The sequence below is a fragment of the Myxococcus faecalis genome, assembly GCF_050039385.1.
Classification (GTDB): Bacteria; Myxococcota; Myxococcia; order Myxococcales; family Myxococcaceae; genus Myxococcus; species Myxococcus fulvus.
Map to the genome: position 1 here is coordinate 9,044,680 of NZ_CP144336.1, position 13,907 is coordinate 9,058,586.

General features: G+C 64.6%; 12 protein-coding genes and 1 tRNA gene. 8 read left to right on the forward strand and 5 right to left on the reverse strand.

Translation table 11 applies throughout. From position 1 onward, the window contains the following. Window positions 1-2: 2 nt before the first annotated feature. Genes VZQ01_RS36420 through VZQ01_RS36430 form a run of 3 tightly spaced genes read right to left on the reverse strand, consistent with a single transcriptional unit; the run spans window position 3 to window position 938 of the window. Window positions 3-455: a hypothetical protein gene (locus VZQ01_RS36420; RefSeq protein ID WP_267700489.1), complete on the reverse strand. Its 453-nt coding sequence runs from the start codon at window positions 453-455 to the stop codon at window positions 3-5. Between the two features lie 58 nt (window positions 456-513). Next, a complete protein-coding gene (locus tag VZQ01_RS36425; RefSeq protein WP_223752028.1) occupies window positions 514-684 on the reverse strand; it encodes a hypothetical protein in 171 nt (56 codons plus the stop codon). Beyond that, on the reverse strand, window positions 681-938 hold the full coding sequence (locus VZQ01_RS36430) for a ribbon-helix-helix domain-containing protein (protein ID WP_046714565.1): 258 nt from the start codon (window positions 936-938) through the stop codon (window positions 681-683). Before VZQ01_RS36430 ends, VZQ01_RS36425 begins: the two co-directional genes overlap by 4 nt. A 179-nt stretch (window positions 939-1,117) precedes the next feature. Here VZQ01_RS36430 and VZQ01_RS36435 point away from each other — a divergent pair, with 179 nt between their 5' ends. Then, window positions 1,118-1,675: a hypothetical protein gene (locus VZQ01_RS36435; RefSeq protein ID WP_223751993.1), complete on the forward strand. Its 558-nt coding sequence runs from the start codon at window positions 1,118-1,120 to the stop codon at window positions 1,673-1,675. Between the two features lie 231 nt (window positions 1,676-1,906). Continuing rightward, on the forward strand, window positions 1,907-3,229 hold the full coding sequence (locus tag VZQ01_RS36440) for a hypothetical protein (RefSeq protein ID WP_426745951.1): 1,323 nt from the start codon (window positions 1,907-1,909) through the stop codon (window positions 3,227-3,229). Between the two features lie 328 nt (window positions 3,230-3,557). On the opposite strand, the gene VZQ01_RS36445 is transcribed toward VZQ01_RS36440, so the two are convergent. Further along, window positions 3,558-3,631: transfer RNA gene (locus tag VZQ01_RS36445), tRNA-Ile, on the reverse strand. 537 nt (window positions 3,632-4,168) lie between these two features. On the opposite strand from VZQ01_RS36445, the gene VZQ01_RS36450 reads away from it, so the two are divergent. The 4 genes from VZQ01_RS36450 to tnpC are packed head-to-tail and all read left to right on the forward strand — an operon-like array spanning window position 4,169 to window position 6,664. Continuing rightward, complete coding sequence (locus VZQ01_RS36450; protein WP_426749016.1) at window positions 4,169-4,420, forward strand: hypothetical protein; 252 nt, start codon at window positions 4,169-4,171, stop codon at window positions 4,418-4,420. Then, a complete protein-coding gene (locus tag VZQ01_RS36455) occupies window positions 4,369-4,761 on the forward strand; it encodes a helix-turn-helix domain-containing protein (RefSeq protein WP_426745952.1) in 393 nt (130 codons plus the stop codon). Before VZQ01_RS36450 ends, VZQ01_RS36455 begins: the two co-directional genes overlap by 52 nt. Next, window positions 4,755-5,135: an IS66 family insertion sequence element accessory protein TnpB gene (gene tnpB / locus VZQ01_RS36460; RefSeq protein ID WP_426745953.1), complete on the forward strand. Its 381-nt coding sequence runs from the start codon at window positions 4,755-4,757 to the stop codon at window positions 5,133-5,135. Before VZQ01_RS36455 ends, tnpB begins: the two co-directional genes overlap by 7 nt. A gap of 26 nt (window positions 5,136-5,161) precedes the next feature. Next, window positions 5,162-6,664, forward strand: a complete 1,503-nt coding sequence (gene tnpC, locus VZQ01_RS36465; RefSeq protein ID WP_426745954.1) for an IS66 family transposase — start codon at window positions 5,162-5,164, stop codon at window positions 6,662-6,664. A gap of 346 nt (window positions 6,665-7,010) precedes the next feature. On the opposite strand, the gene VZQ01_RS36470 is transcribed toward tnpC, so the two are convergent. Then, window positions 7,011-7,502, reverse strand: a complete 492-nt coding sequence (locus VZQ01_RS36470; protein WP_426745955.1) for a hypothetical protein — start codon at window positions 7,500-7,502, stop codon at window positions 7,011-7,013. Window positions 7,503-8,119: 617 nt separating this feature from the next. Between VZQ01_RS36470 and VZQ01_RS36475 the strand changes: the two genes are divergently transcribed. Together VZQ01_RS36475 and VZQ01_RS36480 are read left to right on the forward strand one after the other, a co-directional pair. After that, window positions 8,120-10,336 carry a site-specific DNA-methyltransferase gene (locus tag VZQ01_RS36475; RefSeq protein WP_426745956.1) on the forward strand — a complete coding sequence of 739 codons (2,217 nt, stop codon included), beginning with the start codon at window positions 8,120-8,122 and terminating at the stop codon, window positions 10,334-10,336. Further along, window positions 10,333-13,860 carry a S24 family peptidase gene (locus VZQ01_RS36480; RefSeq protein ID WP_426745957.1) on the forward strand — a complete coding sequence of 1,176 codons (3,528 nt, stop codon included), beginning with the start codon at window positions 10,333-10,335 and terminating at the stop codon, window positions 13,858-13,860. The genes VZQ01_RS36475 and VZQ01_RS36480 overlap by 4 nt, the downstream gene beginning before the upstream one ends. Window positions 13,861-13,907 lie beyond the last annotated feature (47 nt).

Sequence of the window (13,907 nt, forward strand, 5' to 3'; positions counted from 1 at the left end):
GCTCAGTACGGGGCGTCGTCGGGCTGCGTGTCGGCGCCCGGCGCGCTGTCGGCCGGAGGCGTCGACTTCCTCGGCGCCTTCGTCGAGCCGAGCGAGCCCTTGAAGCTGCCGAAGGGAGTGTCGATGCGCTGCTCGCCGCGTGTCTCGATGGCGTAGCCCTCCGGCGCGCACACGGCCTTCGCGGTGTCACGGATGGAGACGATGGGCGTGTCGACGGCGGTGCGCTCTCGCGTGGTCGACTTGGCGACGAGCTTGTCCTCGCGCATCAGCACGCACTGATCGTCGCCGTAGTACCAGGCGGAGGACCGGTCGGGGAACTCGTGGGCGCGGGTGGGGCCCTGGCCCATGGCCTCGACGACCTCCCGGGACGTCATGCCGGGGTAGAGCTTCTGGAAGCCACCGGGGCCGGCACAGCCGGAGGCGGCGAGGGCGGCGACGAGCAGGACAGTGCGCATGGCGGCAAGCCTAGCCCGCGCGTGTCGGTCGCCTCCAGGTGCCGCGTGGGCGGTGCTCCTACAGCTCCTGGTCCAGCCAGCGGATGATGGCATCCCGGATGGAGGAGGGGCGCTCGGAGGAGGGGCGCGGGCGGGGCAGGCGGAAGGCGCCGTCCCACTCGCGGCGTCGCAGGACGGGCTGGGGCTCGCCCAGACGCGGGGAGGCGCCTCGCTGGGCGAGCATGCTCACGACTGGCCCTCGGGCTTGGCGGCGCCGCGGCCGTACTTGCCGAGCAGGTCCTCCACCGCCTCGCGCAGGTACTCGCTCTGGTGGATGCGGGTGCGCCGCGCCAGCTCGCGCAGCTTCTGCACCTGCTCCTCGGGGACCAGGACGTGGGTGGAGACGATGTCGGCCTCGGGGCCCCGCGCGTCGACGGGCGTCTCCGTGGCGCCCGGTGACGGGGCGAGCTCGGGGCTCAGGGGGCTGGCGCTTCCATCCTGCATGGGGGTTCCTCCCGGGGGGACTGCTACAGGCCGCTACTGACGTGTCCGGGCATTAGGAGGGTGGTCCGGGGACTCGTCAACAAAACGGCCCGGCCCCCGAGGGGTGGAAGTGACACCTTTGTTAGCCGGTTTCTCAAATTGGTGTGCTAATCCGCGCCTTCCTCACCTGGAGCACACTGATGAACTTCCGTCGTCTGATGGTTGCGGTGGTCGCTGTGTTTTCTTTCTCCGCCTTCGCGGAGGGGGGTCGGGAAGTCGCGACGGTGGCCAAGGCGTGTACGCCGGTGCCGTTCTCGCTGACGTCCATCAATGCCTCATCACTGGAGCCCGCTCGCGCGACGTGGAACCTGGGCTCCAACGGTGGTGCGTGGCACTACCTGCATCCGATTGCCGCGTACATCACGCCCCAGTGTCCCACCACGCCCACCACCATCCAGGCGGTGATGCAGGAACTGGCGTGGGAGAACCAGGGCTTCCCCTCCGCCGAGGATGGGACGTTCACCAACCGGGCCGGTCTGTCGCAGAGCATCCTGTTGACGTCGAACTACTACGGCAACGGGCTGGCGCTGCTGGCCGCCATCGACGCCTTCGCGGGCGGTGGCGAGGTGCAGGCGTGGCTGTCGACGCAGGAGGTGCCGTGCCACAACTGCCATGAGTTCAACCAGTTCGCGGTGCTGTACTACCCGGCCAGCCGCAAGGTCGTCGTGCTGCAGGGCTACACCGGCTACGACTCCTGACGTCTCGTCGTCCCCGGGCGCCGGTCCCCTGTGCTGGGGCCGGCGCCTTTTTCGTTTCATGTATCAACCCAGGTCTCCTCGGGGCCCGCGGCGCTGTGACGGGATTGACACGTCGTGCGGCCGGGTGCTCACGTTATTGTGATTTTCCCCGAGTAGCTCACCTGGAGCGGAATGATGCGTCTTCGCAAGGTATTGATTGCATGTCTGGCGTTGTCTGGACTGTCGGGCTGTATGGATTCCCATGGGGAGCCGGCGCCCGAGCAGGAACTGGCGGTCTCCGAGGCGGAGGCGACGGCGACGCGCATCTACGCGTCCGAGGCGTCCTTGGAGCTGAGCTTCGAGACGATGGGCACGTTCGAGACGCGCAACGGGGTGCGCTCGCTGGTGTTGAAGGCGACGGCGAACCGGTATCTGCAGTACGTGTTCAGCTTCGTGCCTGATGACGCCTTCGGCACGGCGAACATCATCAGCGAGCGCCGCTTCGAGGTGGTGCTGCCGGTGGGGCACGAGCTGAACTCCATCCTCTCCGGGCTGCCGCTGTTCATCGCGGTGAACACCTTCACGGGCACGCCCACGCAGTACACGGCGCGCATCGAGGTGTACCCGCGCTTCTTCGACTTCCGGGGCACGTCGCCGGTGTGGATCGACGAGAAGGTGGACCCCGTCTACGTGAAGCACCCCATCAGCAGCCTGGTGTACCGGGGCCGCGCGGACGTGCTGGCGGACGGGCTGCTGGTGACGGGGCCGGATGGGATTCCGCAGGTGTCACGCGTGGACGCGGACACCTTCAAGCTGGACTGGTCCTACGCTGCGGTGGAGCAGGCGATGGACCCGACGACGATTCCGCTCGCCTTCAACGTGATTCAGGGCGGGCAGGCGGTGTCGCAGAAGACGGCGCGGCTGGTGCCGAGGGTGACGAGCCTGGCGGTGACGACGGGCGACCCGTACGAGGTCTGGCCGACGCCCGCCTGTGAGCTGTCGGTGTACGACTGCATCCACGCGCAGCCGGCGGGGACGCTGGACTTCGGGCTGTGTGGTTCGTACCGCCAGGTGTCGCGGTGCCAGTACGTGACGAACATCTGCGACCAGACGCCGAGCACGCCGTTCGCGCTGACGGAGATCGACGCCTCGGCGCTGGAGGCGGCGCGGGATGCGTGGAACGACGGCTCGAACAACGGCGCGTGGCACGGGCTGGACTCCATCTCCGCGTACACCACGCCTCGCTGCTCGCAGCCGGCCGCCAGCCTGCGCGCCGCGTACGACGCGCTCCAGTGGCCGGGGTACCGGGACATCCCGACGTTCGAGGCCGGCACGGTGACGAACCGCGCGGGCCTGGCGAACAGCATCCTCTTGAGCACGAATTACTACGGTGACGGCGCGGCGCTGCTGGCCGCCATCGACGCGTTCACCGGTGGCGGTGAGGTGCAGGCGTGGCTGGGCACCCAGGAGGTGCCGTGCCAGAACTGCCACGAGTTCAACCAGTTCGCGGTGCTGTATTACCCGGCCAGCCGCAAGGTCGTGGTGCTGCGCGGGTACACCGGTTACGACTCGTGAGTTGATGCCGTGACTCAGGCCGGGGGCTCCTGGCCGCGCATGCTGGCGCGGTGGGGCCCCTGGTTCAGTTCCTCCACGAGTGCTCGGTCCGCCGTGGAGGGGAGCCCTGCGGCTCGCTCGCCCTCCTGCGCGGCGACGTGTCCTGGGAGATGGAGGGCCCCGAGGTGTCGGAGGCTCGTGGTGGCCTTCCCGGGGGAGCAGGGGGGGCCAGTCTCCACCCGGCTCCTGTCCTTGCAGGCTGGCCAGCGCGGCGATGCCAGGTCCGCTGAAGCCCCGGGCCACGAAAAGAAAAGCCCCGGAATCACTTGGGAAAGTGAGTCCGGGGCAGTGGCCAGGGTCGGACTTGAACCGACTACCTGCGGATTATGAGACCGCCGCTCTAACCAGGTGAGCTACCTGGCCACAAAGTGACGCCCGTATAGCGGGACAAGGACGCCGCCGCAAGGACTTCGACGCAGGGAGGCTCGGGAGGAGCGCCCGAGGCGGACTGTCGGTCCTGGCTCATGGCTGATGGCGCTGGCAGCAGGGCCTCCCGCGCTCCGGGCTTCAGGTCGTGACTCCTGGGCTCTGCGAGAGCGTGAGACCGGTTCTCTGGACCGCCAGCCAATCGAGTCTCCGAGGTGGAGCGCCGCATCCTGGGGAGAGGCAACTCTCAGTGGTCACCCAGAACCGGCCAATGAAGTTCCCCTGAAAAGCGGCCAAAGGGGAGGGCCGAGACGTTGACGCCCGGGAGGAGTGGGGCCTCATCTGCGCCACCCACAACCTTCTCAAGCTCTTCCGCGCGACGGCAGCGTTGGGGGTAGCCCAGTTCCGTAGACACCCGAGATGTGATGGACGGAGCCCGGGATGTCCGCGAACGAGGAGAAGCAGAAGAAGCCCAGCAGGCCGCGCCCTGAGTGCTCGGCGGAGTTCAAGGCTGGGGCGATGAAGCTGGTGCTGATGGAGGGTAAGTCCCTGCGGCAGGTGGCCCGTGACCTGGACCTGACGGAGTCGGCACTGCGGTTGTGGGGGGAGCAGACGAAGACCGACCAGGGTGAGGGCAAGCCGGGTTCGCTGACGAGTAAGACCTCGCCGTGCCCCGTCGTGACGGACCGAGCCGCTCATGAGACCTCCGTTGGCCACACGCCAGGAGGTGGTCCGTGGAGTTGGAGAAGGAGTTGGAGCAGTTCCGCCAGGAAGCGCAGCGGTTGAAGGCCGGGAGGCGCAGCGGCTCATTGCCGTTCCCCGAGGCGCTGCGCGCCTTCGCGGTGCGCTACGCCGAGCACACCGTGGCGGCGGGTGGGACAGTGACGGACGCGGGAAAGGAGTTGGGCGTGTCCGGACCGACGCTCTACGAATGGCGCAAGGGCCGCTCCCGTCCGAAGCCCGTTGAGACAAGCGCGGCCCTGGTGCCGGTGCGCGTCAGCGCACGTCCCGCCGCAGCCGCGGGGCCGGGAGTGCAGCAGGTAGTGCTGGTGTCGCCGGGCGGCTGGCGAGTCGAAGGACTGAGCGTGGAGAGCGCCGCGCAGCTACTGGGGACGCTGGGGTGCTGACGCTCACGCGCGCGGTGCGCGTCTTCACGTACGCGGCTCCGGTGGACATGCGCCGGGGCTTCGATGGATTGAGCGCGCTCGTCGAGCAGCAGTTGGGACAACAGTTGCTCAAGGGTGACGTCTTCCTCTTCGTCGGCCGGTGTCGGCGTCGAGCCAAGGTGCTGCACTTCGACGGCACGGGCCTGGTGCTGCTCACCAAGAGGCTCTTCCGGGGACGCTTCGCCAGGCCCTGGAGCCAGGAGGGCGCGCAGGCGGTGGAGCTGACGGTGAGTGAGCTGTCCCTCTTCCTGGAAGGCTGCGAGCTGGCGGGGCGGTGGAAGCTGTCGCCTCCGGCCGTGGACGACAAAGTCCTTGCGATAGGCGGTGCGATGTAGCACCCAGCGGGGGAGTCATGACGCGCGTGGAGCAACTTCGAGACTTGGAGACGGCCAAGCAGGTGGCCAGCCTGCTGGAGGCGGAGAATGCCCGGCTGCACCAGCGCCTCGAAGCCCTCGCCCTCGAGAATGCCCGGCTCAAGGGCGAGGACGCGCAGGCGCGGCTGCAACTGGAGCTCGCGGGACTCAAGGAGCAGTTGGCCCTCTTGCAGAAGCGTCTATTCGGCGCCTCCAGCGAGAGGCACGGGGAGAAGCCCGCGAAGCCTCCGCGCACGAAGCCGCAGCGCGGCCACGGCCCCACGGCCCAGCCTGAGTTGAAGGTGCAAGAAGTCCTGCTGCCGCTGGACGAGGCGGACCGTCTCTGCGGCCTGTGCGGCGGAGGCCTGCACACGTGGGAGGGGCAGACGGAGGACTGCGAGGAAGTCACCGTCGTCGAGAGAAGCTTCGTGCTGCGTCGTGTGCGTCGGCAGAAGTACCGCTGCCACCAGGGCTGTGCGCCGGTGACGGCCCCGGCGCCTCCGCGGTCCATTCCCGGGGGGCGCTACTCGCTGGACTTCGCCGTCTATGTCGCCCTCATGAAGTACGGCTTCCACCTGCCGCTGACCCGTCAGCAGCGGCTGTACCTGCGCGAGGGCCTGGTGGTGGAGGCGCAGACGCTCTGGGACCAATTGGACGCGCTGGCCGGCCACCTGCAGAAGTCCTACGAGGCGCTGCTGGCCGAAGTCTTCACCTCGCCCGTCATTCACGCGGACGAGACGTACTGGCTGCTCTTGGAAAAGGGGCCGGGCACCAAATGGTATGCCTGGACGGTGGCCTCACCGGACACCGTCTTCCACCGCATCCTCCCCAGCCGCTCCGGCGCGACGGCCAGGGCGGTGCTGGGTGACTACGCCGGAGTCGTCCTGGTGGACGGTTACGCGGCATACCAGACGGCGACGAAGTCCGGCCCGGACGGGCCCGCCCCCGCGACGCTGGCCTTCTGCTGGGCGCACGTGCGCCGCAAATTCTTCGAGGCGAAGCAATTCGCGCCCGCTTGCGAAGAGGTGCTGAAACGCATCGGCGAGGTGTATGCCATTGAGGCGGACCTGCCCGGCTGGTACGCCCTCTCGGAAGAGATGCGCTCGGTCGCGCTCGCGCAGAGGCTCGCCGTGCGCCAGCAGCACTCCGCGCCAGTCGTCGAGCGCATCCGGCAGTGGGCCCTGGGGCAGCGAGCCGCCCCGGGCAGCGCGTTCCGCAAGGCCCTGGAGTACATGCTGAAGCTGTGGGACGGGTTGACCGTCTTCTTGCGCAACCCCGTGGTGCCCATCGACAACAACCACGTGGAGCGACAGATGCGCGACATGGTGATGGGCAGGAAGAATCACTACGGCAGCAAGTCCCAGCGAGGCACCGAGGTCGCAGCGCTCTTCTACTCCCTCATCGAGACGGCACGCCTGCGGGGTGAGGACCCCGGGCACTATCTGCGGCGCGCTGCTCTCGCCTCCATCGAGAACCCAGGCACAGTCACACTTCCGAAGAGTCAGGACTGACACCCGCTCCCCCGCCGTCCCGAGCCGGTCAGCACGGCGTCGGGACGGGGCACGGCGAACAGTTACCGGTATGGCAGCGAGGCCCCATTGAAGCGGACGGGAAGCGGCAACATATCGTGGTGGAGGCATCGGCCACGGCAGAGGAGGCCCAGGGCCCCTTCACGCTCAAGTTGTGGGAGGCGGGCGCCGGCCGCACCGTCACCCTGTCCGGGATCTCCTTCCCGTGACACGGCCCGGTGTGCATGGAGCCGAGGGCTAAAGAGGTCTGACGACCTCCGGGTGTCCACGCCCTTTCCGGCGCATGACCCCCTCGTGGAACCCCAGTTCATCCGTCACGCGCTGGGCGTCACGGAGAAGCGGGAGCAGAGGGAGCCGACGCTCCCTCATCCCTCTTCGCGGGCTCCTCCGGTCCTCCAGCCGCCGTCTTCGCGGTCCGCTTCGCCTGGGGCTTGCGCCTGGCCGTCCTGCCCGCGCGTTTCCTGGTGCCGGGAGTGGCCGATGGCCTGGGCGAAGTCCGGGGTTCCAGCCTCACGTCCTCCGCATCCCCTGGGATCGGCTCCGGGGTGATGGCGTTGTGCGGCGCCCACAGGTGCCGTGCATCGGCTTCACCCCGGATGACCCGGCGGAGCTGCTGGAGCCGTGCATCCGCGAGGGCCAGGATCGCGACGACGGAGTGGGGCGCTTGCCGGTCGGCATCCGCGGTCGGCATGTCGTTGTTGGCGAAAAGCTCGGCCAGGAGTTGGGCCCCGCGCAGAGCATGCTCCAGATTGGCCAGTTCCAGATTGAGGCTCACCACCTTCTCCTCGTAGTGGTGGGCCGGGGTGTCCTCGTCCTTCATGGTGACATCAGGGACGTGCGTGCACGTCAAGCCCTAGAGGGGCCCTCGTGGCGCGCATCGTGAGCGCGCCTCTCAGAGCGCAGATTGATGGGTGAGGTACTGCAACGGCGTGGTGCGTCACTACTCTTATACCGCTCATCGGGACGGACTTTCCGTCTATGCGCTGCCACGTCACGCCTGGGAAAGAGGCTTCGGTGTAGGTCCACCGCGTGCTCGATCCCACCAGGGGGCTACCGGCACTTGGGTGGTCATGGATCCGCCCTTCCCGCAGGGGGCCATCTGCGAGCAGGAGCCAGGATGAACTGGGTTGCTGGGGTGGGAGGCAAGGAAGCCCGTTTCCCTCTCGCACCTGTTTACATCGGCTTGAGCGAGAACTCCGGTTTCGCCAAGTTCATGGGGCGTGTAGAGAGAAAAGGGAAGAACCCTTACCCGACGGAGACGCTGTCCTGGCTCTCAGGACCGCAGCCATTCCGCTCCCATTTGAAACCATGCCCTCCAAGTCCCACCCCAAGGTCCCTGAGCCCCAAGCTGCGCCGGCTTCCACGGAGAACCCTACCTCCGAACTCGCCCTCACCCTCGAAGTTGAGCCCCGCAAGCCACGTCTCGCTTGGCAAGGCATGGAGCGAAAGGAACTGGCGGCATCTGTGCCGACGCAGGTGGTGGAGATCGTCCGGCCAGGTCGCGCCCTTGAACGCAAGGGCGAACTGGAACTCGCCGCCCGCGCTTCTGGCCGCGATGAGGTGGTGAAGCCGGAGAACCGCCTCATCTGGACCAACGACAACTTCGTCGCCCTCCAGACTCTCCTTGACGAGCGCGACCCGAAGACCCGCGACTATCGGTATCGGGGCAAGATCGATCTCGTCTACATCGATCCCCCCTTCATGGTGAACAACGACTTCCGCGCCGATAACAGCATCGATATTGAGCTGGACGACGAGGAAGGCGTGCAGGCGAAGAAGGAGCCTTCACTCGTCGAGATCCTCGCCTACAAGGATACTTGGAGGCAGGGTCTGGACAGCTTCTTGTCGATGCTGCGGGCCCGCCTCGCTCTTTTGAAGCAGTTACTCGCACCAACGGGGAGTATCTACGTCCACCTAGACTGGCACGCCGTACACTACGTCAAGGTCCTGATGGACGAGATCTTCGGTTACGAGAACATGCTGCATGAGGTTATTTGGAAGAGAACCTCTGCTAGGTCTGACGCGCAAGGCTTCAACCACATTCACGATGTAATCCTCGGATACTCGCAGTCCGGCGGTGCATACTGGAACCCGGTGTACGCGCCGCTCGACGCTGACTACGTGCGGAGCAAATACAACAATATCGACTCGAAGAGCGGGAAGCGATACCGCCTCGACAATCTGACAAGTCCGAATCCTCGGCCGAACATGATGTACGAGTACGACGGATTCCCTGCTCCCGAGAACGGCTGGCGCTTCGACCTCGAAAAGATGAAGGAGATGGACGATGCCGGTTTGATTGTGCGGCCGACCGGACGCGGGAAGCGCCTCCAGTTCAAACGGTTCCTCGATGACGAGGGTATGCCTCTGTCATCTGTCTGGTCGGACATCCCGCCGGTCAACTCCCAGGCACGAGAGCGCCTTGGCTACCCGACGCAGAAGCCCGTTGGTTTGATTGAGCGCATCATTACGGCATCTTGCCCCCCCGGGGGGCTTATCCTTGATTGCTTCATGGGCAGCGGCACTACCGCTGAGGCTGCCGAGCGGCTTGGGCGGCGCTGGATCGGTATCGATAATGGCAAGTACGCCATTCATCTCGCCAGGAAACGCCTCATCCAACTTCAAGGCCAGCCCCGCTCGCCGGAGAAGCCGAGCTACGATTACGTCGAGTGTAAAACCTGCAAGAACATCGAGCGTAAGAGCAAGCCGCAGAGAAGCCCTGGCCCCTATACGGTTCGCCCTTTCACCGTCGAGAACATGGGCGTCTACCAAAGGGCCGCAGAGTGGCAGGGGTTCCAGCAACACCGAAGCGCCTACCGTGACGAGATGATCAAGGTCTTTGGTGGGGAGCCTGTGGACCACTCTCCTCTGCTTCACGGTCGCAAGGGAAACACCTGGGTTCATGTTGGCCCGCTAGATGGCCCTGTATCGTCTGCCCAGGTTTGGTCCATAGCTCGCGAAGCTCAGCGCACAAGCACCAAGGCAGTGACCGTGCTCTCCGCAGACTTCGACACCCTGTCTGCCAGTGACAAGGACGAGATCAAGAAGAAGACGGGTGTGGTTATCAGTATCCGTGTCATTCCCGCCAACGCTATCGACGAGGTGAAACGGCGCCTCGATCTCCAACGAGTAAACCCTAACATCGTGGTGGAGTCGACTGCCATCCCGGCCTTTTACGCACCTCTTTCCATCGTGCTGGAAGAGCACGCCGCTGGAAGGAACGTAGAATTGCGTCTTAAGCGGTGCGAGGTTGACATCGAGTCCTTTATCGCTAGCCAGCGCCCGCTTCTCAAGCCCATTACCGACAAGATGACACCGGCCGCGAAGAAGAAGGCGCAAGGAGAGATTGACCGCTGGGAGAAAAGGGAACAGGAGTTGAACGCTTGGCTCAAGAAGGCGACGAGCTGGCGTGCCTTCGTGGATTTCTGGTCCATCGATTGGAACTACGGGCGCCAAGTTGGCGAAGATGGCAAGCCCATCTTCATCACCGAATGGCAGAGTTTCCGAAACCGCGATGGGAACGGTGATGGTGAGCTAGTGTTCGCTGCGAAGTTCAGCTACCCGCAGGCAGGCCATTATCGCATTGCGGCCCGAGTCACCGACGTCTTCGGCAATGATGGTATCGCCACCGTGGACGTGGAGGTGAAGCGGTGATTCTCCAAGAGCAAATCGTAGAGAAGCTCCGGAAACGAGTGGATGCTTGGCGTGGATTTTCCCTTGGCCGAGCCGATGCCGCTTATCCTGAAGAGGCACCGCAGTACGTCCCGGTAGCTGACGGCGAGCGACAGGTGAGCGATACCACCATGGCGCTGCTTCAGCACTGGTTCCGGCGAGAGCCGCACATCATCGGCGTGGAACCTCATACCCGCGCCTTCAAGTACTGGCCGCACCAGCGCCGCCTGGTTGAGACCTTCATCTACCTGCACGAGGTTATCGGCGTTCGCCGAACCGAGGAGCTTTATCGCTTCTCAGGCGTGGAACCGATGGGCGAGCAGCGTGATCCATGGGCCAAGCTTGGCGGTCAGCTTGCCACGGGCTCAGGGAAGACCAAGATGATGAGTCTCATCATCGCCTGGGCCTACCTCAATGCCGTCTGCGAGCCGGAGTCCCCGCTTGGTCTCGGGCGCCACGCCATCCTCATCGCACCTGGTCTTTTCGTAAAGGATCGACTGCTTCAAGACTTCGCACCGCCCGACCATGGAGTTTCGGTCTTTTGGTCCGACCCGGTCATTCCACCAGAATTCGAGCGGCTCTGGGACCTCAAAGTCTACGACCCTGACACCTGCCCACGCCACCTTGATCCAGAGGAAGGCGCGCTGGTTATCACGAACTACCACCAGCTCCTCCGAAGCCGGGATGATGGCGAGAGACATCTTGAGTCTGTTTCCAACCGTCAAATTCAGCTTCTCTTCGACGAGCCGGACCCCGAGAAGCTGGAAGCGGTGAAGTCACCGCTCATCGAGCGGTTCGTTCGTTCTCGCGGCATCCTGGTCTTGAATGATGAGGCCCATCACGTCTGGGACGAGCCCGGCCACGCAGCCTTCGAGGAAAAGGCCCGCCAGAAAGCTGCCACCAGCGAGGAGGCCGCAGCGGCGATGGCCTGGATCAGGTCCATCCGCAAGCTCAATGGACACGAGAGTGTGCCTGGCCGCGTCGGACTCCAGGTGGACCTTTCTGCGACGCTCTTTCAGGAAACCGGAACCACCACGAAGACAAAGAAGGCCAAGGGGGGAGCAGCAGTCGCGCAATTCAAGCTCACAGAGCTGTTCCGCCATACCGTTGTGACCTACGACCTTGCCGAAGCCATCCGGGATGGCATCGTGAAGAAGCCGATTCTGGAGCGGGTTGAGGTCCGCAGCGGACGTACCGGGACGGTGGAGCAGCTCGTTCGAGCGGGTCCCAATGCCTGGGAGCGATATCGCAATCTTCTCGTTACCGGTATCGAGCGGTGGAAGAAGGTGAGCGATCAGCTTCGGGAAGAGGGCGACGGCCGCAAGCCCATTCTCTTCATCCTCTGCAACGATAAGGGCGAGGCGCAGGAGGTCGCCAACTATCTGACCTACGGGGAGGCGTCGCGAGAGGACCTCTCTGGCAAGTTGGTGAAAGGGTACTTGGAGCCAAAGGGCGGCGAGACACTCTTTGTTGAGAAAGATGGGCATGGGGGCAAGCGCTCCACCGTGGTGCAAATTCACATCGGACAGAAGGAAGAGTCGAATGAGGCGGAGTGGGAGAAGATCCGGGCGGCGGTGAACGCCATCGACCGTGACGAGATTGCCGATCCGGAGCAGCGCGACGCGGACGGGCGGCCGGTGATGGTGCCGAATCCATACAATGTCGTGGTCAGCGTGATGATGCTGAAGGAGGGGTGGGACGTCCGGAACGTGAAGGTGATCGTCCCGCTCCGCCCCTGTGATTCACGCACGCTCACAGAGCAAACGCTGGGGCGCGGCCTGCGGAAGATGCATCCGCCGGTCATTGAGGACGATGGCTCGGCGTCTATGACGAACGAGGAGTTGTTTGTCATCGAGCACCCTTCGTTCGCAGCCATCCTCGACCAGATCAAGGACCTCATCGAGCAGAAGAAGAGCGAGGAGATCGATCACCGGCCCGAGTACGTTGCGGTAACGCCGTATCCCGAGGATGAGAAGCGCGAGGCAGCCGACGTCCGGTTGGTGCGGCTGGATGGGATGCGTCATGGGGCGCGGGAGTGGCGCCAAGACTTGGACGTCAATCGGCTCCCAGCCCTCGCGCCTCGACTTCCGTGGGAGGAGGAGATCGACAGCACCATCATCCAGACCTGGCTCAAGAAGGCTCTTGAGCATGTCGAGGAAGAGGGGCAGCGATTCACCCTCTCCGCTGAGCCCTCGTACCGTGACTTCGACCACATCGTCGAATTGGCCTACTCCATCCCTCTCCTGCGTGAGTTGCGCGTAGGCTTCCAACACAAGAACGCCGTCAAGGACGTAGTGCGGGAGTTCTTGGAGCGGAAGACCTTCGCTATTCCAGCCGGACTCCCGGTTCGATTCGACGAGGTCATCTCCGGCGGGCACGGCGCCATCGCCGTAGGCAACCTTGCTCGGGGCAACGTAGTGGACGGAGTGAAGAAGGCGTTGCTCAGCCCGCTCCATGATGCCATCCAGGCGTCGAATCGGGCGGAAACGGCCGATCTCTCGGTCCGTCATGCCTCGCAAATTGGCAGCTATCAGGCGGTCAAGCAGCACCTCCTGGAGAATCTCAGCAAGTCGCCCTTCCAGCTCGCGGCCACCGCCAATCCGGATGAGTTGCGGGTGGCAATCCTCCTGGAGGCGGCACGGGATGTTGTCGGCTGGGTCTACAACCATCGTCATGGTGTGGGCTACTCCATCCCCTACGATTGGCAGGGGCACACCGCCCGCTACTTCCCCGACTTCGTAGTGAGGGCGAAGTGGGGTGAGGTCTTACACAACTTCATCATCGAGGTGAAGGGCCGCCTCGACGATAAGGACAAAGAGAAGGCGAAGCGTGGGCGTCGCTGGTGCGAGATCCTCACCGAGCACGACGTGGAGCCCTGGCACTTCATCATGTTGGTGGAGAACGATGCACTCGGGCGCAAGGACATCACTTGGTGGCAGAACCAGTCGGTGCAGACCATGGAGGATCTGCTCCGCCACCACGAGGATTTGGACCTCATCCCCGGCCCAGGCGCTCCGGCTGGCGGTGTCCTCGTTGTTCCCTCTGTGTCTACGGACGAGCAATTCCAGGTAGCGCTCCCCGTCTACGACCTCGCAGTGCAAGCTGGAAACTGGGGTAGCGAAGTGGCGCCTGACGCTGTCGGCTGGGCACGTGTCGCCCGCCGCCCGCTCGACTCCGACATGTTCGTGGCCCAAGTGAGTGGTCGCTCAATGGAGCCCAGCATCCCGGATGGTGCGTGGGGGCTCTTCCGCGCATTCCCAGTAGGCAATGAGCCTTCGGAAACCGCACTTGACGGTCGCCGCGTTGTGGTCCGGCTCTCCTCCAAGGCAGACCCAGAGACCGGGGCCTACACGCTCAAGCGGTGGAAGGTAACGAAGGTTGGCGATGATGGAAAAATACTGGAGGTCACCTTGCGGCCCGACAATAAGGCGCTGAAGCCTATCATCGTTGAGCCGGAGAAGGATGAAGTGCGGGTTGTTGCCGAGTACCTGGAGACGGTGGGGTAAAACGTTACTGTCTGTAGGGGCCCTCGACGAATTGCACACATGATGAG